At 75.5% G+C, this 23642-nt stretch carries 20 protein-coding genes; 18 read left to right on the top strand and 2 right to left on the bottom strand.

The annotated features are described in order from the left end of the window. Positions 1–99: 99 nt before the first annotated feature. The 15 genes from AB0Q99_RS32145 (at position 100) to AB0Q99_RS32075 (ending at position 19806) form a co-directional block, all read left to right on the top strand. Positions 100–3393, top strand: a complete 3294-nt coding sequence (locus tag AB0Q99_RS32145; protein WP_363577412.1) for a hypothetical protein — start codon at positions 100–102, stop codon at positions 3391–3393. Beyond that, positions 3390–4127 carry a DUF4255 domain-containing protein gene (locus tag AB0Q99_RS32140; protein ID WP_363577410.1) on the top strand — a complete coding sequence of 246 codons (738 nt, stop codon included), beginning with the start codon at positions 3390–3392 and terminating at the stop codon, positions 4125–4127. Before AB0Q99_RS32145 ends, AB0Q99_RS32140 begins: the two co-directional genes overlap by 4 nt. Next, the gene (locus AB0Q99_RS32135) at positions 4124–6352 is read left to right on the top strand and encodes an ATP-binding protein (RefSeq protein WP_363577408.1); all 2229 of its coding nucleotides are present in this window, start codon (positions 4124–4126) and stop codon (positions 6350–6352) included. The genes AB0Q99_RS32140 and AB0Q99_RS32135 overlap by 4 nt, the downstream gene beginning before the upstream one ends. Positions 6353–6573: 221 nt before the next feature. After that, positions 6574–8133, top strand: a complete 1560-nt coding sequence (locus tag AB0Q99_RS32130) for a phage tail sheath family protein (protein WP_363577406.1) — start codon at positions 6574–6576, stop codon at positions 8131–8133. A gap of 60 nt (positions 8134–8193) precedes the next feature. Then, on the top strand, positions 8194–8634 hold the full coding sequence (locus tag AB0Q99_RS32125; RefSeq protein ID WP_189917863.1) for a phage tail protein: 441 nt from the start codon (positions 8194–8196) through the stop codon (positions 8632–8634). Further along, entirely contained in the window at positions 8631–9149 is a 519-nt protein-coding gene (locus AB0Q99_RS32120) for a hypothetical protein (RefSeq protein ID WP_363577404.1), read from the top strand. The genes AB0Q99_RS32125 and AB0Q99_RS32120 overlap by 4 nt, the downstream gene beginning before the upstream one ends. Next, entirely contained in the window at positions 9146–9304 is a 159-nt protein-coding gene (locus AB0Q99_RS32115; RefSeq protein ID WP_167344238.1) for a DUF6760 family protein, read from the top strand. The genes AB0Q99_RS32120 and AB0Q99_RS32115 overlap by 4 nt, the downstream gene beginning before the upstream one ends. Positions 9305–12654: 3350 nt before the next feature. After that, positions 12655–13008: a hypothetical protein gene (locus tag AB0Q99_RS32110; RefSeq protein WP_363577402.1), complete on the top strand. Its 354-nt coding sequence runs from the start codon at positions 12655–12657 to the stop codon at positions 13006–13008. A gap of 161 nt (positions 13009–13169) precedes the next feature. After that, positions 13170–13595, top strand: coding sequence for a phage tail protein (locus AB0Q99_RS32105; RefSeq protein WP_363577400.1), 426 nt, complete (start codon positions 13170–13172; stop codon positions 13593–13595). Between the two features lie 129 nt (positions 13596–13724). Then, positions 13725–14447, top strand: coding sequence for a LysM peptidoglycan-binding domain-containing protein (locus AB0Q99_RS32100; protein ID WP_363577398.1), 723 nt, complete (start codon positions 13725–13727; stop codon positions 14445–14447). Further along, a complete protein-coding gene (locus AB0Q99_RS32095) occupies positions 14444–16219 on the top strand; it encodes a VgrG-related protein (protein WP_363577396.1) in 1776 nt (591 codons plus the stop codon). The genes AB0Q99_RS32100 and AB0Q99_RS32095 overlap by 4 nt, the downstream gene beginning before the upstream one ends. Before the next feature lie 132 nt (positions 16220–16351). Continuing rightward, positions 16352–16663 carry a PAAR domain-containing protein gene (locus tag AB0Q99_RS32090; RefSeq protein WP_363577394.1) on the top strand — a complete coding sequence of 104 codons (312 nt, stop codon included), beginning with the start codon at positions 16352–16354 and terminating at the stop codon, positions 16661–16663. Then, on the top strand, positions 16660–17118 hold the full coding sequence (locus AB0Q99_RS32085; RefSeq protein ID WP_363577392.1) for a GPW/gp25 family protein: 459 nt from the start codon (positions 16660–16662) through the stop codon (positions 17116–17118). Before AB0Q99_RS32090 ends, AB0Q99_RS32085 begins: the two co-directional genes overlap by 4 nt. Then, the gene (locus AB0Q99_RS32080; RefSeq protein ID WP_363577391.1) at positions 17118–19136 is read left to right on the top strand and encodes a putative baseplate assembly protein; all 2019 of its coding nucleotides are present in this window, start codon (positions 17118–17120) and stop codon (positions 19134–19136) included. Before AB0Q99_RS32085 ends, AB0Q99_RS32080 begins: the two co-directional genes overlap by 1 nt. Positions 19137–19233: 97 nt before the next feature. Further along, positions 19234–19806 carry a phage tail protein gene (locus tag AB0Q99_RS32075; RefSeq protein ID WP_363577389.1) on the top strand — a complete coding sequence of 191 codons (573 nt, stop codon included), beginning with the start codon at positions 19234–19236 and terminating at the stop codon, positions 19804–19806. Positions 19807–19877: 71 nt separating this feature from the next. On the opposite strand, the gene AB0Q99_RS32070 is transcribed toward AB0Q99_RS32075, so the two are convergent. Then, positions 19878–20054 (bottom strand): hypothetical protein, encoded by a 177-nt coding sequence (locus AB0Q99_RS32070; protein WP_363577387.1) that lies wholly within the window; start codon positions 20052–20054, stop codon positions 19878–19880. 256 nt (positions 20055–20310) lie between these two features. Here AB0Q99_RS32070 and AB0Q99_RS32065 point away from each other — a divergent pair, with 256 nt between their 5' ends. Both AB0Q99_RS32065 and AB0Q99_RS32060 read left to right on the top strand, forming a co-directional pair. Further along, on the top strand, positions 20311–21084 hold the full coding sequence (locus AB0Q99_RS32065) for a zinc ribbon domain-containing protein (RefSeq protein WP_363577385.1): 774 nt from the start codon (positions 20311–20313) through the stop codon (positions 21082–21084). 184 nt (positions 21085–21268) lie between these two features. Next, entirely contained in the window at positions 21269–21469 is a 201-nt protein-coding gene (locus AB0Q99_RS32060) for a hypothetical protein (protein ID WP_363577383.1), read from the top strand. A 131-nt stretch (positions 21470–21600) separates the two neighbouring features. Here the strand turns inward: AB0Q99_RS32060 and AB0Q99_RS32055 are convergent, their stop codons facing one another. Then, the gene (locus AB0Q99_RS32055; RefSeq protein WP_363577381.1) at positions 21601–22236 is read right to left on the bottom strand and encodes a TetR/AcrR family transcriptional regulator; all 636 of its coding nucleotides are present in this window, start codon (positions 22234–22236) and stop codon (positions 21601–21603) included. A gap of 109 nt (positions 22237–22345) precedes the next feature. Between AB0Q99_RS32055 and AB0Q99_RS32050 the strand changes: the two genes are divergently transcribed. After that, the gene (locus AB0Q99_RS32050; protein ID WP_363577379.1) at positions 22346–23131 is read left to right on the top strand and encodes an SDR family oxidoreductase; all 786 of its coding nucleotides are present in this window, start codon (positions 22346–22348) and stop codon (positions 23129–23131) included. Positions 23132–23642: the final 511 nt, after the last annotated feature.

The raw sequence follows: 23642 nt of genomic DNA, 5'->3' as shown, positions 1-23642 counted from the left end.
CCGGTCGTTACCCCCGGCCCGGGCGTCCGGGCTCTGTTCCCGGGTGCCCGGGCCGGGGAGACTGCGGGGGACCGCCCCTGCCAACCTGTGAGGTCGAGCGTGATCGGCGCCACCGCCACCCCCCGCTCCGTCCGGCGGCCGGTCCGGGCCGCCGTCGCGGTCCTGCTCGCGTTCGCGGCGGCCGTGGTGACCCCGGGCATCGCCGCCCCCGGCGGCCAGGGCGCCCCCGGGGCCCCGGCGGCCGCCGCCGAGCCGGCCGGCGGGCGGATCGTCTTCGCCGGCACCGACCACCGCGGCCTCGGCCGGGTGACCGGTGCGGCGGCCAGCACCCCGCTGTTCGGGCCCGGCCCGGTCCACTTCGACCGGGACCCCTCGGCCCGCGGCGACGAACTGGTCTTCACCAGCCTGCGGGACGACCGGCTGCCCCAGGTCTACCTGCGCGACGCGGCCGGCGCGGTGCACAGGCTCACCACCGGCATGGACACCGCCCACCCCGCGCCGGCCCCGGACGGCAAGGCCGTCGTCTTCGAGGCCGTGGAGGCCGGGCCCGGCGGACGGCCCCAGCACGTCCTGTGGGTGGTGAACCGGGACGGCAGCGGGCTGCGCCGACTGACCGACGGCTCGGCCGACGAGACGCACCCGACCGTCTCGCCCGACGGCCGGTGGGTCGCGTACGCCTGCACCGGCGACCCGGCGCACACCCAGATCTACCTGCGGCCGTTCACCGGCGGCGCGCCGGTCAAGGTCACCGACGTGACCACCGGGGACGCCGTCGACCCGGCCTGGAACCCGGTCGACGACGACGCGCACCGCAACCAGATCGTCTACACCTGGGACAAGGGCGCCGACCAGGGCCGGACCCTGATGCTCACCTCGCCCACCGGCGGCGACAAGCCCTTCTTCCTCCGCACCGGCTCCACCTGGCGGACCGGCTCCGCCGCCTGGCTGGCCGACGGCACCGGGGTGCTCTTCCTGAGCGCCGACCTGCTCACCCCCGCCGACCCGCCGCAGCCGCCCGTGCCGCCCAAGCCGCCGGTGCCACCGGTCGTCAACCTGTACCGCGCGCCGACCTGCTCCTGCGACGACCCCCAACTGCTCTACCGGACCGACCGGTTGATCGCGACCCCGACCTGGCTGGGCCCCCAGAACGGCGGCGGCCCGGTGGTCGAGCAGACCAGCGCCGCCGCCGCGAACATCGCCGACCTGGAGGACGTCCGCCCCGACGGCACCGACCCGCGCGACCTCGGCGTCAGCGTGCTCACCGAGGACCCGGCCGCCGACACCACCACCGATCCCGATCCGGCGGCCGACCCGCTCTTCCACCCCCGCCCCGGGTACGACCCCTGGTACGAGCGGCAGGGCTACACCCCCGACGGCCGGCAGATCGTGGTCACCCGCTACGAGGACTCGCCGGCCGGGCGGATCCAGCGGATCTGGCTGACCGACGCCGACGGCGCCGACCCGCACCCGCTGGACCTCGCCGGGCGCGGCCCGCTCGACCGGGACACCGACCCCTCCTTCTCCCCGGACGGCCGGCTGATCGTGTTCAGCCGCAGCTCCCCGGGCGACGCCCGGCAACCGGCGCGGCCCGGGCGGATCCTGATCGCCCAGGTGTCCACCGGCGCGATCGTCGGCACCGTCGAGCCGCCCGCCGGTGAACCGGGCGCCTCCGACGGCGAGCCCTACTGGTCGCCCGACGGCAGGCTGATCGCCTTCTCCCGCAGCGAGGTCGTCAACGGCAACGCGGGCAACCGGCACGTCTGGACCGTGCCCGCCGACGACCTCACCCGGCAGACCGACCTGAGCCGGACGGTCTGCCCGGGCCGCTGCAACGTCATCGACGACAGCCCGGTGTTCGCGCCCGACGGCCGGCGCGTCGCCTTCAACCGCAAGGCCGGTGACGGCGGGAACAACCACCAGGACGGCGTGCTGGTCATCTCCCCGACCGGCGGCGACTGCACGGTCGTCCTGCCCACCGCGCTCCGCGGACAGCGGGACGCCTGCACCCGCCCGCTGCCCGACACCTCCGAGACCGGACCGTTCCAGCCCCGCGACGTCGCCTGGACGGCGAACGGCGCGCAGCTGGTGCTCACCTCCCGCCGGGCCCTGCCCCCGAACTCGCCGGAGGGCCTCGCCGTCTACGACCTCGCGGCCGGCACGCTCACCCCGCTCGACCGGCGGCTGCCGGGACGCCAGAAGGAGCCGGCCGTCCAGCAGTCCGTCGACCTGGCACTGAGCGCACCCGGGCGGACCCCCGCGGTCCCGGTCGGCGGCGGCGCCGACGTGACGATCACCGTCACCGACAAGGGCCCCGCGCCCTCGCCCGGCACCGTCCTCACGGCTTCGGTGCCGACCGGCGCCCGGCTCGGCGGGCTGACCACCCCGGTCGGGCAGTGCGACGCCGCAGCGCTGCGGTGCGACCTCGGCACCCTGGTACCGGGCGCGGCGGTCAAGATCACCGCCCGACTGATCGGCACCAGCCCCGGCAACCGGGAGTTCGGCTGGAGCGTCACCGGGACGGTGGTCGACCCGAACCCCGGGGACGACTCCGCCCGGACCGTCCTGCCGGTGCTGGACCCGCCGTCGCCGTCACCGACGCCGTCCCCCTCCGCTTCGCCGTCCGCCTCGCCGTCCGCGCCGCCGAGCCCGACCCCGCCGCCGACCGCCACGCCGACCCCCGTGCCACCGCCGCCCGCACCCGCCCCGGCACCCGCCCCGGCACCCGCCCCGGCACCTGCCCCGCCGCCGTCGGCCGGCCCCGGAGTGTCGGTCGACGCCCAGCCGAACCCCGGCTACGTCGGCGGCCACGTGACCGTCAGCTACACCGTGCGCAACACCGGCCAGGCCCTCGCGACCGGACTGCGCCTCTCCCTCGGCCTGCCCGCCGGGGTGCCCACCGAGGCGCTGCCCCCGGGCTGCCGGGCCGGGACCTGCCGGCTGGCCGACCTGTCCCCGGGCGGCAGCCAGGTGGTCCGGGTGGTGCTGTCACCCGTGGCGGCGCTGCAGACCACCGTCACCGCGGAGCTGACCACCACCGGCACCGACGCCGACCCGGGGCGGCACCTGGCGAGCACCCCGCTGCGCGTCCTGCAGCCCCGCATCATCGCGGTGCCGCCGATCGGTAAGCCCGGCTTCGTGACCTCCGTCCGCGGCGTGGACTTCCCGCCCGGCGTCCCGGTGCGGTTCACCTGGCAGCCCGGCATCACCGCCGCGGCCGCGCCCACCTACCCCCGGGCCGACGGGACCTTCGCCGGCCAGCTGCTCATCCTCCCCAAGGACGAGACCGGCCCGCGGACCATCACCGCCGACGGCCCCGGCTTCTCCCCGGTGACCACCCCCTTCCTCGTGGTGGAGGGCAGCATCGGCCCGCCGGGGGAGGTGGAGCGCCGGTGATCCACGAGGTCGACGAGGCGCTGCGGCTGCTGCTCGCCGAGACCGGTCTGCCGGAACGCGGCGTCGAGGTGGTCCTGGAAGCGCCCACCAGCGACTTCGCCGCCCGGCGTACCGCGCCGACGGTCAGCGTCTTCCTCTACGGGATCCGCGAGGAGACCGACCGCCGGCAGGCGGGCGCCGTCGCCGAGCACGACGCGGACGGCATGGTGGTCGGCCACCGCGCCGCGCCCCGCTGGTTCGAACTGGCCTACCTGGTCACCGTCTGGACCAGCCGGCCGCAGGACGAACACCGACTGCTGGCCGAGGTGCTGCAGTGCCTGGCCGCCGTGGACGCGCTGCCCGCCCGGACGCTCACCGGGACGCTCGCGCGGCTCGGACTGACCGTCGAGCTCGACATCGCGGGGCGCGAGACCGGCCTGCCGTCGGTGTCCGACGTGTGGTCCGCGCTCGGCGGGGAGCTGCGGCCCTCGATCGACGTCCGGGTGCTCGCCCCGCTGCCCGGCGGGCGCACCCCCGCCGGGCCGCCGGTCACCGAGGGCCTGGTGGTGCACGTGGAGGACACCGGCCGGGACGGCGGCTCCACTCCCGGGGAGGGCGCCGCGCCCGCCGACGGTCCGGGCCGACGCCTGCGCTACCACGGCGGTACCGACCCCGGGCCGGACGGCTTCGCCGCGCCCCGGGACCGCGTGCTGCCGCCGGGCCGCCGGGCGCGGGGGAGGGGGAGGGCGCGATGAGCATCGACCTCGGGTCGGCCTCGTCGACGGCTCCGGGCGGGTCGGTCGGTTCGGTCGCTCCGGTCGGGTCGGCCGTGGACGACGCCGGCCCCGACCACCTCTGGGAACGGCTGCACCGGGTCGAGCAGCGGGTCCGGGCCGCGGTGCGCGAGCGCCGGGCCGACGACCCGGACCCGGACGACCCGTACCGCGGCCAGTACCTCGGCCCGGAGGCGGTGGAGCGGATCCTGGCGGCCCCCGCCGCGTCCGGCCACGGCGGCGCGGCCCTCGGTGACGGCCCCGCCCCGCCGCCCCCCGGCTCCCGGCTCGCGCGGCTCGGCACGGCCTTCGGGCTGCTCCCGGTGGACGTCGAACTCCTGCTGGTGGCCCTCGCCCCCGACCTCGACACCCGCTTCGAACAGCTCTACGGCTACCTCAACGACGACCTGACCCGACGCCGGGCGACCATCGGACTGGCCCTCGAACTGTGCGGACTGCCGGGAGCGGGCGGCACCGGCCGCTCCCGGTTCGCGGTCCGGGCCCCGCTGATCGCCGGCGGCCTCCTGGAGGTCGCCGAGCCGGAGCGTCCGCTGCTCTCCCGCACCCTGCGGGTGCCGGACCGGGTGACGGCCCATCTGCTCGGCGACGACGAGCCGGACGGCGCGCTCGCCGGACTGGCCCGCCGTGCCGCCGTCGGCGCCGCCGCGGTCGACACCGGCACCGGCCCGAGCGGCACCGGCACCGGCCCGAGCGGCACCGGCACCGGCGCGACCGGCACCGGCACGGCCGCGGAGCTGGTCGACCGGGTGCACGCGGCCGCCGCGACCGGCGGGCTGGTGCACCTGCTGGACCGGGGCGGGCACGCCGTCCGGCCGGCGGTGGCCGCCCTCGCGGCCGACGGCCGGGCGCCCCTGGTCGTGGACGCCGTCGCGCTGGCCGCCCGCCCGTCGCCGGGCACCGTGCGGGCGATCGCCCGGGAGGCGCGGCTGGGCGGGGGCGGTGTGGTGCTCGGCCCGCTGGACCGGCTCGAACCCGAACGGCCCGAGCGGGCCGCCCTGTTGCGCGAGCTGTGCGCGGAACTCGCCGGCATCCCGCTGATCGTGCACGGCCCGCAGGTGTGGGACCCGGCCTGGGCGCGGGAGAGTCCGCTCGTGGTCACCGTCCCGCCGCCGGACGCGCACGGTCGGGCCGCGCGCTGGGCCCGGGCCCTGGGCGGTCGGCCGGACGAGGGTGAACCGGCGCCGCTGAGCGAGGAGTTGACCGAGGCGGTGGCCGCCTACCGGGTGGACCAGGAGCAGTTGGAGCGGGCCGCCGCGGTGGCGGTCCGGACGGCGGCCGCCGAGCGGCGCCCGGTGCGCGCCGAGGACGTCCGGGCCGCGGTGCGGGCGCAGAACGCCGCCGGTCTGGCCCGGCTCGCCCGCCGGATCGAACCCGCCGTCGGCTGGGCCGACCTGGTGCTGCCCGAGCCCACCGCGGGCCGGCTGCGCGAGCTGGTGCTGCGGGCCCGGCACCGTGACCAGGTGCTCGGGACCTGGCGGATGCGGCCCGGCGGCGGCCGGGGCAACGGCGTGATCGCCCTGTTCGCGGGCGAGTCCGGCACCGGCAAGACGATGTCGGCCGAGGTGGTCGCCGCGGAACTCGGCATGGAGTTGTACGTCGTGGACCTCTCCACCGTCGTGGACAAGTACATCGGCGAGACCGAGAAGAACCTGGAACGCATCTTCACCGAGGCCGCGCAGGTGAACGGCGTCCTGCTGTTCGACGAGGCGGACGCGCTGTTCGGGAAGCGCTCGCAGGTCAAGGACGCCCACGACCGGCACGCCAACGTGGAGACGGCGTACCTGCTCCAGCGCATGGAGTCGTTCGAGGGGATCGCCGTCCTGACGTCCAACCTGCGCGCCAACCTCGACGAGGCCTTCACCCGGCGACTGGACGTCATCGCGGAGTTCCCGCTGCCGGACGAGGCGCAGCGGCGGGTGCTCTGGGACCGCTGCCTGGGGCCGCGACTGCCCCGCGGCGACGACCTCGACCTGGACTTCTGCGCCCGGCACTTCGAACTCACCGGCGGCTCCATCCGGGCCTGCGCGGTCTCCGCGGCCTACCTGGCCGCCGGGGCGGGGGCTCCGCTGGGCATGGCGCAGTTGGTCGCCGCGGTGGTCGGCGAGTACCGCAAGCTCGGCCGGCTGGTGCTGGAGAGCGAGTTCGGGCCCTGGCTGGGCGTCCTCGGGGAGGCCGGGCGCCGCTGACCCGTCCGCCCGGCCGGGCGACGGTGCTCGGGCGATCGACCGGGCGTCGCCGTGCGGGTGATCGACCGGGCGGAGAACCGGCCGCGTCCGCGCGGACCCGTCGGGGTGCCCGCCGGGGGCAGCCGTTCCTGCCCCCGGTCCGGGACCCGGGGACATGTCCGCGGGCGGCGCCCGGGCAGCAGACTCGGGGGCGAATGACCCGGCCATCCGAAGGAGCGCGCATGCCGTCCTACCTCACCCCGGGCGTGTACGTGGAGGAGGTCCAGTCCGGTGCCCGGCCGATCGAGGGGGTCGGCACCGCCGTCGCCGCGTTCGTCGGCTTCGCCGAGACCGGTCCCTTCCACGAGCCCACGTTGGTGACCAACTGGGACCAGTACGTCCAGCGGTTCGGCGGGTTCACCGAGGGCACCTACCTGGCGCACGCGGTGTACGGCTTCTTCGCCAACGGCGGCGGCTCCGCCTACGTCGTACGGGTCGGCGACCCGGCCCGGCGGACCTCCGGCGCCGCCCCGGCCGCCGCTGCCGCCGTGGGTGCGCCCGCGCCCGTCGCGATCGCGGGCTTCCTCTTCACGGCGCTGCCCGGCGCGGGCGGCGAGGTGTCCGTCGAGATCGCCGACGTGGAGGGCGAGAACGTCCCCGAGGACCGCTTCCGCCTGCTGGTCCGCCGGGGCGCCGAGGTGGTGGAGACCCACGACGTCTCGACCCGCAAGAGCACCAAGGGGTACGTCGTCACCCAGCTGCGGGAGTCGAAGCTGGTCGCGGTGGTCGAGCAGCCCGGCACCGCGCCGAGCCGCCCCGAGCGCGCGACCCACGCCCTCGCCGCCGCCCCGGCGCCCGCGCCGACCGCGCCGACCGCGGCCCCCGCCGGCCGGCTCGACCCGGCCGAGTACGTCGGCGACGCCGCCGCCCGGACCGGTTTCTCCGGACTGGAGGCGATCGACGAGATCACCATGGTCGCGGTCCCCGACCTGATGAGCGCCTACCAGCGCGGCGACCTCGACGGCGAGGGCCTGCGGACCGTCCAGCTGGCCGTGATGTCGCACTGCGAGCAGATGGGCGACCGGATCGCCGTCCTGGACCCGCCGCCCGGCCTGAACGCCCAGCAGATGCGGACCTGGCGCAACGAGGAGGCGGGCTTCGACTCCCGCTACGCCGCCCTGTACTACCCGTGGATCAAGGTCTTCGACCCGGCGAGCGGCCGCAACGTGCTGGTCCCGCCGAGCGGGCACGCCGCCGGGGTGTGGGCGCGCAGCGACGCCGAGCGCGGCGTGCACAAGGCGCCGGCCAACGAGGTCATCCGCGGTGCCGTGGACCTGGAGATCCGCCTCAGCAAGGGCGAGCAGGACCTGCTGAACCCGATCGGCGTGAACTGCGTGCGGGCCTTCCCCGGACGCGGCATCCGGATCTGGGGCGCGCGCACCCTCTCCTCCGATCCCGCCTGGCGCTACCTGAACGTGCGCCGGCTCTTCAACTACCTGGAGGAGTCCATCCTCCTGGGGACCCAGTGGGTCGTCTTCGAACCCAACGACGACCGGCTGTGGTCCAGCATCCGCCGGAACATCACCGCGTTCCTCACCGAGGAGTGGCGGCGCGGGGCGCTGTTCGGCCAGACCGCGGCCGAGGCCTTCTACGTCAAGTGCGACCGCGAGAACAACCCGCCGGAGTCCGTCGACCTCGGCCAGGTGATCTGCGAGATCGGGGTCTCTCCGGTGAAGCCGGCGGAGTTCGTGGTGTTCCGGCTGTCCCAGTTCTCCGACAGCACGAGCCTCGTCGACGAGTGACCGGCGCGTGGTCGGTATCAGGTCGGCATCCGACGGCACCCAGGAAGGTGACAACGAACCATGGCTGAAGGCGATCCGCTCTCCACACACATCTTCGGCGTCCAACTCGGCGGCTACAACGTCGAGTCCGTCAAGGAGATCAGCAATCTGACGGTCGATCAGGAGGTCGTCGAGTACAAGCAGGTGACCCAGGAGGGCAAGCTGATCGTCCGCAAGCAGCCCGGCGCCCGGCTGCCCGGCGAGGTGACGATCACCCGCGGCCTCGACAAGAGCGGCGCGTTCACGACCTGGATCAAGGAGACCCTCAACAACGGGGCGATCAACACCGCGCGGCAGAACCTCACCATCGAGGTCAAGGACACCACCGGTGCCACCCTGCGGCGGATCCAGCTCACCAACGCCTGGGCCAGCCGCTGGGAGGGCCCCACGCTCACCGCGGGCGAGTCCAGCGCCGCGACGGAGACCGTGACCATCGTGTTCGAGGAGATCAGCGTAGAGTGAGGCGACGGATCGGCCTTGACGAACTGCTGGAACGGGCCCCGGCCGCGGCCTCGCAGAGCGCCGCGTCGCAACAGCAGCAGCACCAGCCGGCGGCTTCGGCGGGGGCGCCGGGACCGGCCGGAGCGACCGGCTCCCGGGGGCAGGCACCGCACACCGCCTTCGAGTTCGAGCTGCCGCTCGGCTACGTCGACGACGAGGGCACCGTCCACCGGCACGGCACCATGCGCCTGGCCACCGCCCGCGACGAGCTGATGCCGCAGATCGACCTCCGGGTCAAGGAGAACCCGGCCTACCTGAGCGTGGTGCTGCTCAGTCACGTGATCACCAGGCTGGGCGACATCACCGACGTGCACGCCGGCATCGTCGAGCGGATGTACGCCACCGACGTCGCCTTCCTCCAGGACCTCTACCAGCGGATCAACAGCGAAGGCCACACGCGCGCCGCGGTGACCTGCCCGCACTGCGACGGCGCCTTCGAGGTCGACCTCGCCGGTGGGCGCCTGGGGGAATCGTGACGTACGCGCCTGCTCGGCTGTACGAGGAGATCGCGTACATCGCCTACCACTTCCACTGGCAGCGGGAGGACATCCTCGACCTGACCCACCGCGAACGCGGGCAGTGGGTGCGCGAGATCGCCCGGCTCAACACCCGTGTCAGCGAAGGAGGGTGAGCCGGGTGGGGCTTCGGGACTGGATCGGCCGCCGGAGGCCGGCCGAGGTGGCGACGGGAGCGACGGCCGGGGCGGCGGTCGGGATGGCGACCGGCGGCGCGCGCGGTGACTCCGGCGCCGCCGGCGCCGGGGCTGTCGACGTCGGTGGTGCCGAGGGCGTCGCTCGGCGTCGTCCGCCGACGGGGGACGGAGGATGGCGCGCGGTACGGCCGCTGACCCCGACCCTGGCCGGCCAGGCGCACGGGGTCAGCGACGGCCTGAGGTTCCGGTCCCGCCTCGCTTCGTGGCAGGACCCCTCGCTGAGCGGCCCGCTCGGCCACGCGGTCCTGCCGTCCGCGCCGGTGGGCATCCTGCGGGCGATGGCGGTACCGGTCGCCCCGGCCGCCACCGTCGCGGGCGGGGACGGGCCGGCGATGCCGGTCGTTGCGGATGCACCCGCGGAGGCCGGGTCCGGGGACGCGGGGTTCGGGGTCGGAGAAGCGGAACCGACGGCGGCTGCGGGGGAGTCGAGGCGGACGTGGCCGGTCCAGCGGGCCGGCGCGGTGCGGCGGCTGCCCGTGCGGTCGGCGCCGCGAGGCTCGCGCTCGGGGGCGGGGGCGGGGTCGGCGCCGGGGCCGGGGTCGGCCCGGGGATCGGCCGTTCCGGACGTCACTGCCGTCACTGCCGGTACTGCCGGTACTGCCGGTACTGCCGCGACCGGTGACACTGCCGGTACTGCGCCGGCGCCCGGTGGGGACGTCGCCTCCCCGCGTCAGGGTGAGGCGGTCGGCCCGGCGCGCCCGGTGCGGCCCCGTTCCGTCGGCGCGCCCCTGACCGTGGCGCGGCGCCCCCGGGCACTGCCCGTGCGCCCGGTGGCGGTGGTCCCGACATCGGGCGGGACGCCGGGTATCACCGTCGAGGCATCGAGTCGCCGAACGGATCCGGCCGACGGCTCGCGCTCGCCCGAGAGCGGCGAGGCTGTCGTGCGGCCGACTCCGACTCCGACTCCGGCTCCGGCTCCGACTCCGACTCCGGCTCCGGATCCGGCCCCGAGGCCGGTGGGCAGTGCTGCGCCCGCGTCGGCCGGGCAGCCGGACGGGGTCGTCCAACGAGCCGCCCTGCCCGGTGCTGCCGTCCCCGGCACTGCTGTCCCCGGTACTGCCGCGCCGGCCCGACCGGTCCTCGGCGCGCCCTTGACCTCGCTGCCCGCGAGCGCCACACCCGTGCTCCGCCCGAAGCCTTCTGACGCCGACTCAGGCACTTCGCCCATGCCGGTCGTTCCTGCCGGCCCGGGGCCCACCGGGACCGGCGCGGGCGGGCCCGACGCCACCGCTGACCGGCACACCCGTGCGGCCGCTGAGCAGCGCGGCCGTGAGCCCGCTGGAACCGCACCCGTCCAGCGCGCAGTGTCGGGGGCCGGCACGTCCGTGCGCGCACAGTCGTCCACGCCGTCGTCCACGCCGTCGTCGGGCCCCGAACGTACCGGGCGGGTACGTCCGGACCCGTCGCCCGCCCGCACGCGCGGAGGCCTGGGCGCGCCGCTTGACGCGCTGCCTGCGACGGCCGCCGTGCCGGGACGCACCGCCCCGCTGCTCGGCGGGCGGCCACCGGCCCGACGGATCACCGGCCCGACGTCGGGTGCTGCCACCGGTGACAGCACCGGGGGCGGCGCGGCGGCGCGGGGCAGGCCCGCCACCCCGGTGCCGCCGGCCGGTGAGGGACTGCCCCTGCACCGTGCCGGCCGGACTCCCGGCGACGGCCCGGCCGTCGGTGGTGCGAACCTGTCCGCTTCCACTACCGCCGCTGGGCCGTCGGCGCCTGCGGCGGACGAGGGGCCGCGCGTGCAGCGCGTCACCCGGCGCGGCAGCGAGCTCCCGGCAGGGTCGACAGCTCCCTCTCCGCGTGACGATGACGGACGGCCGGCAGGCCGGAACAGCTCGGCCGGCGCCGATTCCGGGGCGCGCGCGATGAGTTCGGAACGCAGCGGGAGCGAACCGGCTCGGCCGGTGGGACGGACCGACGCGCCACTGCCCGACGCCGGACCGGAGCACCGATCGGGCATCGTGCCGGAGCCCGTCGCTCCCGCGACCCCGGCCGGACGACCAGCCGGCCCCGCCGGGGCACCCGGCCGGATCGGCGCACCCACCGGCGGCGGCGCCGGTCCGGTGGTTCCTGCGCGCCCGGTGACCGGAGTCCGGAGCGTGCAGCGAACCGGGGCACTCACCGGTCCGAGGCGTGGACTGATCGGTGAGCGCCCGATGAGGTTCGCCCTCGCGGCCCCGCCGATGTCGCCCGCGGCCGGGACCGGGAGCGGGACCGGGAGCGGGACCGGGAGCGGCGCTCGCTCGGGCACGGCCGCGCTCGCGCCCGCCCCACCCGTGGTGCCGGCCGTCTGGCCCAGGGCGCTCCAGTCGCGCACGGACGGCGAACCGGGTGCCGAACCGACGGCGCCCGGCGGCCGGGCACGCGGGCCTGCGGCCGTTCCGCAGGGCTCGGGTGCGCGTTCGCGTACGAGTTCGCGGCATGCGCCCGGTCCGGGGGACGGCCGTGCCTTCGTCGGGCCGTCGGCGTCGCAGAGCGGTTCCTCGCGGTCCGGCGCTTCGGGTGTCGCGGTGGGGCGAGGTCCCTCGGCCGGTGCGGATGCGGGTGCGGGCGTGGTGCGTGCGGTCGCTTCGGTGCTGCAGCGTGCGCGAGGTGGGCGTTCGTCGGGGCGGAGGGACAGCGGAGGGACGTCGGATCGCCCGTCGGCGCAGGGGAGTCCGGTGCCGGATCGTTCGTCCGGCACGGGCGCGGGCGCGGGCGCGGTGCGTGGAGTTGCTGCGGTGCTGCAGCGTGCGCGGGGTGGGCGTTCGTCGGCGCGGGCGGACGTCGGAGGGACACCGGATCGCCCGTCGGCGCAAGGGAGCCCGGTGGTGAGCGGCCGACCCGCTGCGGTCGGGCCCATGGTCCCGCCGCGCGTCGTGCCCGGCCGTCCAGGTGTCGCGGTGCCGACCCCGGGCGGCCCGGTGCCGTCGACGGGCCAACCGCCACCGGGCGGCGTTCCGAGCACGGGCCGCCCGTCCGTGCGGCAGGCCGGACCACCGACGCCCGCAGGGCGCCCGGAGCCCGGCGGCCCCGCCTCGCTGCCCGCAGCGCGCCCGCCGGTGGTCCGGCTCGCGCCCCCGACGGCCCCGGCGCTCCAGCGACTCCCGGCCGGCTCCCGGGTTCTCCGGCCGGCCCCGCAGCTGTCCCCGGCGCAGCCGGGCCCGGGCGGGTCGGCGGAGCCGCTGGTCCCGGCGGCGGCGCCCTTGCCGGTCGTGCCGCGCGCCACCGGCGCGCCTTCCGTACGGACGGCCCTGCCCGCCGCGCCCGCGCCCGTGTCGTCCTCACCCGTGTCGCCCTCACCCGTGCTGCGCCCGCCCACGCCGCCCTCGCCCGGTACGGCGCGGGTGTTGCAGCGGGCGGCGGAGCAGGCGGGCCTGTCCGGGGTGCCGTTGACCGCCGTGCCGGCCCGCACGCCGACCACGGTGCAGGCCGCCCCGACGGCCGCCCCGCCCGCCGGCTCGTCCTCCCGGAGCGCTTCCCCGTCGCACCCCGGCGGACCGTCGGCCGAGACCGCCGGCCACGGCGCCGCCGACCTCGACGAGCTGGCCCGGCGTCTGGTCGAACCGGTCGGGCGGCTGCTGCGCACCGAACTGCGCAGGGGGCGGGAACGCAGCGGCCGACCGCACGACGGGCGCCGCTGAAACGGAGCAGCCCGCGACAGAGCAGCGAACGGCAGGACAGCGAACGGCAGGACAGCGAACGGCAGGACAGCGCACGACAGAGCAGAGCAGGGCAGGGCGGTCGACCGACGGCCGCCGCGACGCGACCGGAAGCACGAACCAGAAATCAGGATGCGGAACAGATGACCGACAACATCTTCGCGACCAGTGTGTTCTTCAGCCTGACCATCGGCGGCAACGACCTGGGCGAGTTCACCACCTGCTCGGGGCTGGGCGCCCAGGTCGAGATCGAGCAGTACGCGGAGGGCGGCAACAACGGGTTCGCCTGGCAGCTGCCGGGCCGCATCACCTGGTCGAACATCACCTTGACCCGTGCGGTCACCGCGGACACCACCAAGATCGCGCGCTGGCTTGGTGAGATCGTCCGGAAGGTCGAGCCGAAGGACGGCGAGATCGTGGCGCTGCGGCCGGACCTGAGCCGGATCGTCGGCTGGCAGGTGCTCGGGATCGTCCCGGTGCGCTGGGAGGGTCCGTCCTTCGACCCCTCCAACTCCCAGGCCGCGATGGAGACCCTGGAGATCGCCCACGCGGGCCTGCGCCCGTCCTGACGCCGTCGCCCCGCCACCCTCATCCGGCACTCCCGCGCCACTCCGGCGCGGCTCCGACGCCACTACCGTGGCACTCCCGAGCCGCCCACCAGCCCGCCCCACCCACGCACCCACGTAAGGAGCACCAGGATGTCCTCGGCGGTCCCCGCGAGCGTCACCCGGGCCCAACTGACCATCATGGAGCCCCCGTCGACGGTCGGCGCCCAGCCCGGTGGAACGCTCGCGCAGCTCCGGCTCCAGTTCAACCCGGCGACCCTGGTGCTGCGCAAGAGCACCGAGTGGCGGCGCACGCCGTCCCGGATGGCGGGCGAGTCCGCGCTGCCCGAGTTCGTCGGCAGCGGCCCGCGCTCGCTCTCCCTCGACGTGTTCCTGGACTCGACCGCGACCCACGACAACTCGGTGGAGCGGGCGGTGGAGAAGCTGATGACGGCGTGCGTGCCCACCCCGACCAGCCTGGCGCGCAAGACGCCGGCCAGTCCGTGGATCCGGCTGGACTGGGGCACCCTGAAGACGACCTCGTTCAACGGGGTGCTGACCGGCCTCTCGGTCACCTACTCGCTCTTCGACGTGAACGGCAGTCCGCTCCGGGCGGTCTGCTCGCTCACCATCGACGAGGCCAGCGTCGACCCGGCGGGCCAGAACCCGACCTCCGGTTCGCCGGAGGCCCGCAGCACCCACCGGGTGATCGCGGGGGACAGCCTGCCGCTGCTCGCCTGGCGCGCGTACGGGGACGCGACGGCCTGGCGCACCATCGCGGAGGCCAACGACATCGACGACCCGTTGGCCCTGGTCCCCGGTACGGAGCTGATCGTGCCGGAGATCGGCGAGCTCACCCGGGCCGGTCGGTCATGACCACCCCCGAGGCCCGCGGCGGCCGCTCCTTCGCCGCGGATCCGGTGGTCGAGGCGCCGGGCCCGCTGCCGCCGATCTGGGCGACCCAGCTGGTCTCCTGCGACATCGAGGAGAGCGTCGGCCTGCCCGACACCGCGGTGCTGAGCTTCCGGGACGCGAACCACACCTTCCTCTCCACGACCGGGATCACCATCGGGACCCCGCTGCGGGTGTCCGTGGTGACGGTGCAGGGCCACACCCGGGTGCGGCTGTTCACCGGCGAGGTGACGGCGCTGGAGCTGGAGGTGGACACCACGGGCTCGTACACGGTGGTGCGGGCCTCGGCGGTCACCCACCGCTTGATGCGCGGGCGCCGGGTGAAGGCCTTCCGGAACATGACCACCGCCGACATCGTCCGTGCCGTCGCCGCGGGCGCGGGCCTGGCCTGCGGCCGGATCGACCCCTTCCCGGTGGTCCACCAGCAGCTGTCCCAGGCGAACGTCCCGGACTGGGAGTTCCTCCAGTTCCTGGCGCAGGAGAGCGGCGCGCAGGTGCGCGTGGACGACGACGGGCGGCTGGAGTTCGTCCGGCCCGAGCCCGCCTCCGGCGCACCGGCCCCCACCACCCCGGCGCCGCAGAGCCCGCTGGTCCTGGAGTACGGCCGCAACCTGCTGGAACTGCGCGGGGTGCTGACCGGCGCGGGCGGCGCGGAAACGGTCGAGGCGCGGGGCTGGAACGTCACCACCAAGAGCGCCCTGGTCGCCACCGAGCCGTCGGTGGCCTCGCGGACCGTGCTGCCGGGGATGAGCCCGGCCGAGGCGGCCGCCGCCTTCCCCGGCCGGGCCCGGCTGACCGTCGCCGACACCCCGTACCGCACGCAGGCGGAGACGACCGCCGCGGCCCGGTCGCTGGCCGCCACGGTGGCGGCCGGCTTCGGCGAACTGGAGGCGGTCGCCGAGGGCAACCCGCGGCTGCGGGCGGGCACCCCGGTCGCGCTGGGGAACGTCGGTGCCGCCTTCTCCGGCCGTTACACCGTCACCGGCGTGCGCCACCTGCTCGAACCGTTCCGCGGTTACCGGAGCACCGTGGTGGTCAGCGCGTCGCCCGACCGCTCCCTGGCCGGGCTGGTCACCGGCGGCAACGCGCCGCCGCGCGGGCCGCGGATGCCGGGCCTGGCCGTCGCCGTGGTCACCGACGTCCGGGAGCCGGGCGGCGGGCAGCGCGGCTGGGTGAAGCTGAGGTTCCCCTGGCTGGACGACACGTACGTCTCCGACTGGGTGCGCACCGTGCAGTGGGGCGGCCACGGCGGGGGCGGGGTGATCAGCCCCGAGGTCAACGACGAGGTGCTGGTGGGCTTCGAGCAGGGCGACCTGGACAGCCCCTACGTGCTGGGCGGGCTCTACAACGGCGTGGACCGGCCCTCGGCGCACGACGTGCCGCTGGTCGACCCGGGCTCCGGCAAGGTCAACCGCCGTTCCCTGGTGTCCCGTTCGGGTCATCGCCTGGAACTGCTGGACGTCCCGGGCGGTGCCTCCGGCGTCCGGCTGGCGAGCGGCGACCGGAAGCTGGAGGTCAGACTCGACCAGCAGAACGGGGAGATCGTGCTGACCGTCCACGGCCCGGGCGGCGGGGGCAGCACGGTACGGCTCTCCTCCACCGGCATCACCCTCGACGCGGGCACCGGCGAGGTGAACGTGCGCGGCGGATCGGTGACGGTCCGCGGTACGACGGCGGTCACCGTGGACGGCGGAGCCGAGGCGGTGCTCAAGGGGGCATTCGTGCGCATCAATTGACGTGACATCAGATCATTTCGGACCACCTCGGACCACCTCGGACCGCTCCGACCGCGTCGGCCGACGCCGGAGCACCGGAACCAGACACCGCGCCCGCGACCCGCAGGGCACCCTCGGAAACGGAGACCGTACATGCCTCCCGCAGCCCGGACCGGCGACCTCACCGACCACGGCGGCGCCCTCACCACCCCGCCGCCGGGCGCCCTCGCCGTGGCGACCGTGCTGATCGGCGGCCGGCCCGCCGCGGTGGTCGGCAGCATCCACGCCTGCGTCCCGCACGTGGAGATGGGCCCCGCCAACCTGGTCGAACCCTCCGTGGGCACGGCGACCCGGGGCGTGGTCCTGATCGGCGGCCTCCCCGCGGCCCGCATGGGGGACAAGACGACCTGCGGCGCCACCATCACCTCCGGCGCGTTCGACGTGCTGATCGGAGGCGTCGCATGACCAGCGGTTTCATCGGCCGGGGCTGGGCCTTCCCGCTCCGGGTGAACGCCACCGGCGGCATCGGCATGGTGGAGCGGGACCGGGAGATCGCCGAGGCCGTCCGGCTCATCCTCGGCACCGCCCCCGGCGAGCGGCCGATGCGCCCGGAGTTCGGCTGCGGCATCCACGAGTACGTCTTCGCCCCGGGCGACAGCACCACCGCCGGGCGGATCGCGCGCGAGGTGCGCATCGCGCTGGAGCGCTGGGAGCCGCGGATCGAGGTGGACGACGTGGTGATCGCCTTCGACAGCGTGGACGAGGGCACGCTCTACATCGACGTGCACTACACCGTGCGCGCCACCAACGACCGCCGCAACCTGGTCTTCCCCTTCTACACCATCCCGGAGCACCCGGAGCAGCCGAACACGGTGGCCGGTACGGACCGGGCGGACGCGGCGGCCGGGGGCGAGCGCTGATGGCACTGCCCTCCCCGAACCTGGACGACCGCCGCTTCCAGCAACTCGTCGACGAGGCCAAGCGGTACGTCCAGCAGCGCGCGCCGGAATGGACCGACCACAACGTCTCCGACCCCGGCGTCACCCTCATCGAGACCTTCGCCTACCTGGTGGACCAGCTGCTCTACCGGCTGAACCGGGTCCCGGAGAAGAACTACTCGGCCTTCCTCGACCTGCTGGGCATCCGGCTCTTCCCGCCCGCCGCGGCCCGGGCCGAGGTCGACTTCTGGCTCTCCGCCCCGCAGCCCGAGACGGTCCTGCTGCGGGCGGGCACCGAGGTCTCCACCCTGCGCACCGAGACCGACGAGGCGGTGGTCTTCTCCACCGCCGACGACCTCCCGATCGTCCCCAGCGCGCTGGACCGGCTGGTCACCGTCAGCGCCTCCGGCGAACAGAGCGACCGCACGGCCCGGCTGGCCGACGGCGCGGACGTGCCGTGCTTCCAGCCCCGCCCGGTGGCCGGCGACGCCATGCTCTTCGCGCTGCCGGCCGTCGTGCCGCGCTGCATCCTGGTCGTCCGGCTGGACAGCCGGGTGGAGGGCGTCGGCGTCGACCCGCGCCAGCCGCCGCTGGCCTGGGAGGTGTGGGACGGCGCCCGCTGGACCGGCTGCGAGACCGGCGGCGACACCACCGGTGGCCTCAACCGGCCCGGCGAGGTGGTGGTGTTCGTGCCCGCCGGGCACACCGCGTCGGTGGTGTCCGGCCGACGGGCCGGCTGGCTGCGCTGCCGGGTCACCGAGCCCCGGCCGGGCCAGCCGTTCTACTCCGAGTCCCCCACCATCCGCCGGGCCGAGGTGTTCACGGTCGGCGGCACCGCGACCGTCGCCCACGCGCAGACCGTCACCGACGCGCCGCTCGGCGCCTCGGAAGGGGTCGCGGGCCAGCGCTTCGGCCTCGCCCGGCCGCCGGTCCTGCTCGACGGCGAACCCCCGGTGGTCGAGGTCGCGGCCGGCGACGGATGGGAGCCGTGGACGGTCGTCGAGCACTTCGGCGGCTCCTCGCCCGCCGACCGGCACGTCGTCCTCGACGCCACCACCGGCGAGTTCCTCTTCCCGCCCGCGGTCCGGGAACCCGACGGCAGCCTGCGCGCCTTCGGCGCCGTGCCGCCCAAGGGCGCCCGGCTGCGTGTCCCGCACTACCGCACCGGCGGCGGGATCGCGGGCAACGTCGCCCGGAGCACGATCACGGTGCTGCGCAGCTCCGTCCCGTACGTCGCCCGGGTCGACAACCGCGAGGCGGCCCGGGGCGGGGTCGACGGCGAGACCGTGGAGAACGCCAAGCTGCGCGCCCCGCACCAGCTGAGGCTGCAGGAACGGGCCGTCACCGCGGGGGACTTCGAGCTGATCGCCCGGCAGGCCGCACCGTCCGCCGCCCGGATCAGCTGCGTGCCGGTCGGCGGCCGGAGTCCGCTCGCCGAGGACACGGGCACGGGCACCGGGGCGGGAGTGGACGCGGGCGCGGGGGCGGGCACGGTGCGGGTGCTCGTCGTCCCCGACGCGGTCGCGGACGACGGCGAACGGCTGCGGTTCGAGCAGCTGATCCCCGACGAGCAGACGCTGGCCGCCGTCGCCACCGCCCTCGACGAGCGGCGCCTGATCGGCACCCGGATCGTCGTCCAGCCGCCCGCCTACCAGGGCGTGACGGTGGTCGCCCGGCTCACCACCCGCGCCACCGACCCCGACCGGGTCCGCGAGGCGGTGCTCGCCGCGCTGTACGGGTACCTCAACCCGCTGCGCGGCGGTGCCGACGGAGCGGGCTGGCCGTTCGGCCGGGCGGTGCAGTACGGGGAGGTGTTCGCCGTCCTGCAACGGGTGGCCGCCGTCGCCGGGGTCGAGGAGCTGCGGCTCTTCCCGGCCGACCCGATCACCGGACGGCGCGGCGCGCCCGCCGAGCGGGTCGAGGTGCCGCCGGACGCCCTGGTCTTCTCCCACCAGCACCAGGTCGTGGTCACCGCGGTCGCCGAGGACGGGCAGTCGTGAGCGCGCGGAGCGAGACCCTCGCTGCGGTGTGCGGGCTCGTCGCCGCGCGGTGCGGGTCCGCCGTCGCGGTGTGTCGGCCTGTTGGTGCGGGGTGCGCATGAGTCGCGCCGCGGTCCCCGGACTGCCCAGCCCGCACCCGATCGGCGACCTGCTGCCCGCGCTCTTCGCCGACGACGACTTCGCCCAGCGGTTCACGGCCGGTCTGGACACCGTCCTCGCGCCGGTCTTCACCACCCTGGACAGCCTGCCCGCCTACTTCGATCCCCGCCTGGCGCCGGCCGACTTCGTCGACTGGCTGGCGTCCTGGGTCGCGGTGGACATCGACCCGGCCTGGCCGGTGGAGGTGCGCCGCGCGGTGGTCGAGCGCGCGGTCGAACTGCACCGCTGGCGCGGCACCCGGCGGGGGCTCACCGAGCGGCTGCGGCTGGTGCTGGGCGTGGGCGCCGAGGTCGTGGACGGGGGCGGGGCCACCTGGTCCACCGCCCCGGACGCCGTGCCGCCGGTCGCGTCCGGTGGTGACGTCACGGTCCGGGTCTGGCCGCTGGGAGGCCAGCAGCCGGCCGAGGAGCAGGTGCTGACGGTCGTCAGGGCGGGCTGCCCGGTCCACCTGACCTGCCGGGTGGAGATCCTGCCCGGTCCACCCGGTTCATCCGGGCGAGCGGAGGGTTGACGGATGCCGGTGTGCCCGGACTGCGGAACGGTCAACGGCGAGGGGGACGACTTCTGCGGCAACTGCGGTGCCTACCTGGGGTGGTCGCGCAGCACCGCCCCGGCGGCGCCGGCGGCTCCGGTGACCTCGGCGGCTCCGCCGGCGCCGACTGCGGGGCCCGGGACGGCGCCGGCCGAGCCCGCCGCGCCCGCTGGGCCTGTCGCGCCCGCTGAGCCCGCCGCGCCCGCCGCGCCCACGACGTCGCGCACCGAATCCACCTGGCGAAGCGTGTCGCGACGGGTGGCGCGCGGCCGGAGGGAACAGCCGCCCACCCCGGACATCCCGGAGCCGGCTCCCGTCCCGGCGCCGCCAGCCGCTGCGACCCCGGCTCCGGTGCCGACTCCCGAGCGGCCACCGGCTTCTGAACCGGCACCGGCCCCCGAACCAGCCTCAGCCCAGGCATCCGCCCCGGCCCCCGCCCCCACCCCGCCGCCCGCCCCGGCACCCGAGCCGCAGGCCGACCCGGTGGCCGTGCAACCCGCCAAGCCGGTGGCCCCCCGCCCCGTCGTCCGGGCGTCCGGAGCGGCGGAGTCCCAGGACGGCCCGCCCTGCCTCCGGTGCGGCACGCCCAACCTGCCCGAGCGGAAGTTCTGCCGCCGCTGCGCCGCTCCGCTGACCGTCACCCCGGCCGCGCCCATGGTGCCCTGGTGGCGCACCCGTTGGCCGTTCCGGCGCCGGGCGCGGATCGGCGGGTCGGGCAACGCGCTGCGCCGCACCATCGCCCTGATCGTGCTGGTCGCGGTGGTGGTGGCGGGGATCCTGCTCTACCCGGCCGGCAAGCGGGGCTTCCAGGACGTGCTGGACAAGCTCGGCAGTACCGCGCCGATCACCCCCTCCCAGACCTCGGCGAGCGCCGCCGTCGAGGGCCGTCCCGCGACCGCCGCCGACGACGGCCTCACCAACACCTACTGGGGCGCACCCGCGGTCGGGGACTCCATCACCTTCGGCTTCCGCACCCCGTTCCGGCTGGTGGACCTGATCATCCACGCCGGTGACTCGACGGACCCGGAGCACTTCCGGCAGCAGGCCCGTCCCACCGTCCTGACCCTGGAGGTCACGGCGGCGGACGGAGAACTGCACCGGAAGGAGATCACGCTCAACGACCAACCGGGCCCGCAGACCGTGGCGACCGGGATCAGCGACGTCGTCCAGGTGAAGCTCACCGTGCGCGAGGCCGCCGGGACCGGCCCCGGCCGCGCCATCGCCCTGGGGGAGGTGGAGTTCTTCAAGCGCACCTGATCCGGCGGTCGGCGGGGTGCGAGGCCGTCTCGGTGCGCCGCCGTTATCTGACGTGCTGTCACCGTCGATGCACGATCGACGCGTTGGGGGAGAGGTCGTTCGTTCATCGCCCGTCGACCGTGCGCCGACGTACGGTTGGCGGGATTAACACGTTCACGTCAGGAAACCCGAAAGGAGTGCCCTCGTGACCACTCTCCCCAAGCGCGGTGCGGGCCCGCGGACGCTGGCGACGCTGACGGCGGCCCTGTGCGGGATCGCCGGCGTCGGCGCGGTCGGTGCGACCCCGGCGGCGGCAGCCGACCACCGGCAGGCGGTCTACGCGATCGCGCACCGGGTCGACACCGTCGCGGGCGTGGACGCCGCGACCTGGTCCGCGACTGGGTGAACCGCCACGGTTCCACCCACCGCATGGCCACCAGCGGCGACCGCATGTTCAGGTGAGGACGCGAGCCCGGCCCGCAGCCGGAACGGTCCGGATGCGGGCCGGACGCGGGTCGGGGCTCAGCGGGTCGGGGCTCAGCAGGTCGGGACGTCGGCCTCGGGCAGGGCCTCGTCACCGGGGTTCGGCGCCACGCCGCGGAGCAGGTGGGTGAGGAGGTCGTCGAAGACCCGGTCGAGGGCCGGGCCGGCGAGCCGGCCGCTCGCCGCCTGGGTGGCCACGCCGTGGACGGCGATGAAGAGGATGTCGCCGATCCGGTCGGTGTCGCCGGCCCGGATCCGCCCCTCGCGCTGACCCCGGGCGATCAGGGCGTGGAGGTCGTCCTTCAGCGGCTGCCAGGCCAGCTCCAGCCCCTCCGCGACGGCGGGGTCGTGCTTGCGGGCGAAGGCCAGCTCCAGGAGCGCGCCGTGTTCGGCGGCGAAGTCGACGTAGGCGCGGGCGATGGCGAACACCTGCTCGCGAAAGCCGTCCCCGCTCCTGGCGAGACCGCTGCGGGCCGCGGCGGTCAGCCGCTGGACACCGGTGAGGGCGAGGGCGTCGAGCAGGGCGCGCCGGTCCTTGAAGTGCCGGCTGGGCGCGGCGTGGCTCACGTTCAGGGCACGGGCGAGCTCACGCAGCGAGAGCGCGTCGACGCCCTGCTCGCGCAGCGTCTGTTCGGCGCGTTCCAGCAGCGCGGCGCGGAGGTCTCCGTGGTGGTACTGGCCGGTTCGCATGGGCATCAGCATACGAGTATGTAGTCGTTGACAACATTGTTGTCGATGACTACATTGGAGCGTGAGCGGACCCCGAGGTCCGCCCGCGTCACGCCGTATGAGGAGAGCCATGGACTTCACCCGCAAGACCACCCTGATCACGGGAGCGTCCACCGGCATCGGTGCCGCCTTCGCCCGTGAGCTCGCCGCCCGCGGGTCGGACCTCGTCGTCGTCGCCCGCAGCGAGGAGAAGCTGAACGTCCTCGGCAAGGAGCTGGCGGCGGCCCACGGCGTCACCGTGCACGTCCTCCCGCTCGACCTCGCCCGCCCCGGGGCCGCGGCGGAGCTGCAGCGCCGCGTCGAAGAGCTGGGCGTGACGGTCGACGTCCTGATCAACAACGCCGGGTTCGCGACCTTCGGTACCGTCGCCGCCAGCGACCCGACCCGGATCGCCGAGGAAGTGCACCTCAACTGCTCCACGCTCACCGACCTCACCACCAGGCTGCTGCCCGGCATGGTCGAGCGGGGCCACGGCGCGGTGGTCAACGTGGCCAGCACGGCCGCCTTCCAGCCGATCCCCAGGATGGCGGTCTACGGCGCGACCAAGGCGTATGTGCTCTCCTTCACCGAAGCGCTGGCGAGCGAGCTGCGTGGCAGCAACGTCCGGGCGGTGGCCATCTGCCCCGGCGCCACCGACACCCCCTTCTTCGACGTCGCGGGGGAGGATGCGGCGGTGGGCATCCGACGTCGCCCCGAGCAGGTCGTCGCCACCACGCTGGCGGCCCTGCAGAAGGGCCGGCCGAGCGTCGTCGACGGCTTGCTCAACCGCCTCGGAACGATGGCCCCCCGGATCCTGTCGCGACGCGCCACGGTCGCCGTCGCCGAGCGCGTCACCCGGCCGAGCCGGGCGGCCTGAGGCCCGATGTGCCGTGAGCAGGCCCGGCTCACGGCACATCGCCCGCGGCCGGGCGGCCCGGACCGGGGCATTTGTTCGTGGGCGCGGAGGAGGAGTACTGTTCTCCAGTCGCTCGCCAGGGAGCACCGGACACGCATCGGCGCGGACGGTCCCGGAGCGGCCAATCCACGAGAAACAGCACTTCCCGGTTCGAGCCGGGTCGAACTTGCCATGGGCGGGAACGGCTCCGGTGCTTATTCGGCGTGCTCGTTCTGTCGATTGCGGCCGATTCGCTTTTCGGAGCGGGGAGCGGCTAGAGTTTGAAACGTCGGACAGGGCGTCAAGCCCCGGAAGACACCGGCGAGTTGGACGAAGGAAGCCCCGGAAACGGAGCGGAAAACGTCTGATAAGCTGGAAACACGAAAGAACGAAGCCCAGAGGGTCCGCTGGAAGGCGGTCCGAAGGAAGCGTCCGTTCCTTGAGAACTCAACAGCGTGCCAAAAGTCAACGCCAGATATGTTGACATCCCCGG

The sequence above is a fragment of the Kitasatospora sp. NPDC086791 genome, assembly GCF_040685975.1.
In the GTDB taxonomy this organism is placed as follows: domain Bacteria; phylum Actinomycetota; class Actinomycetes; order Streptomycetales; family Streptomycetaceae; genus Kitasatospora.
This window is presented reverse-complemented; position numbering and strand designations above follow the sequence as displayed.

Coding starts and splice junctions, on each gene's coding strand:
- AB0Q99_RS32105 (WP_363577400.1), top strand. CDS start 13,170: ATGACCGACAACATCTTCGCGACCAGTGTGTTCTTCAGCCTGACCATC.
- AB0Q99_RS32055 (WP_363577381.1), bottom strand. CDS start 22,236: ATGCGAACCGGCCAGTACCACCACGGAGACCTCCGCGCCGCGCTGCTG.
- AB0Q99_RS32100 (WP_363577398.1), top strand. CDS start 13,725: ATGTCCTCGGCGGTCCCCGCGAGCGTCACCCGGGCCCAACTGACCATC.
- AB0Q99_RS32075 (WP_363577389.1), top strand. CDS start 19,234: ATGAGTCGCGCCGCGGTCCCCGGACTGCCCAGCCCGCACCCGATCGGC.
- AB0Q99_RS32125 (WP_189917863.1), top strand. CDS start 8,194: ATGGCTGAAGGCGATCCGCTCTCCACACACATCTTCGGCGTCCAACTC.
- AB0Q99_RS32095 (WP_363577396.1), top strand. CDS start 14,444: ATGACCACCCCCGAGGCCCGCGGCGGCCGCTCCTTCGCCGCGGATCCG.
- AB0Q99_RS32090 (WP_363577394.1), top strand. CDS start 16,352: ATGCCTCCCGCAGCCCGGACCGGCGACCTCACCGACCACGGCGGCGCC.
- AB0Q99_RS32085 (WP_363577392.1), top strand. CDS start 16,660: ATGACCAGCGGTTTCATCGGCCGGGGCTGGGCCTTCCCGCTCCGGGTG.
- AB0Q99_RS32050 (WP_363577379.1), top strand. CDS start 22,346: ATGGACTTCACCCGCAAGACCACCCTGATCACGGGAGCGTCCACCGGC.
- AB0Q99_RS32130 (WP_363577406.1), top strand. CDS start 6,574: ATGCCGTCCTACCTCACCCCGGGCGTGTACGTGGAGGAGGTCCAGTCC.
- AB0Q99_RS32135 (WP_363577408.1), top strand. CDS start 4,124: ATGAGCATCGACCTCGGGTCGGCCTCGTCGACGGCTCCGGGCGGGTCG.
- AB0Q99_RS32080 (WP_363577391.1), top strand. CDS start 17,118: ATGGCACTGCCCTCCCCGAACCTGGACGACCGCCGCTTCCAGCAACTC.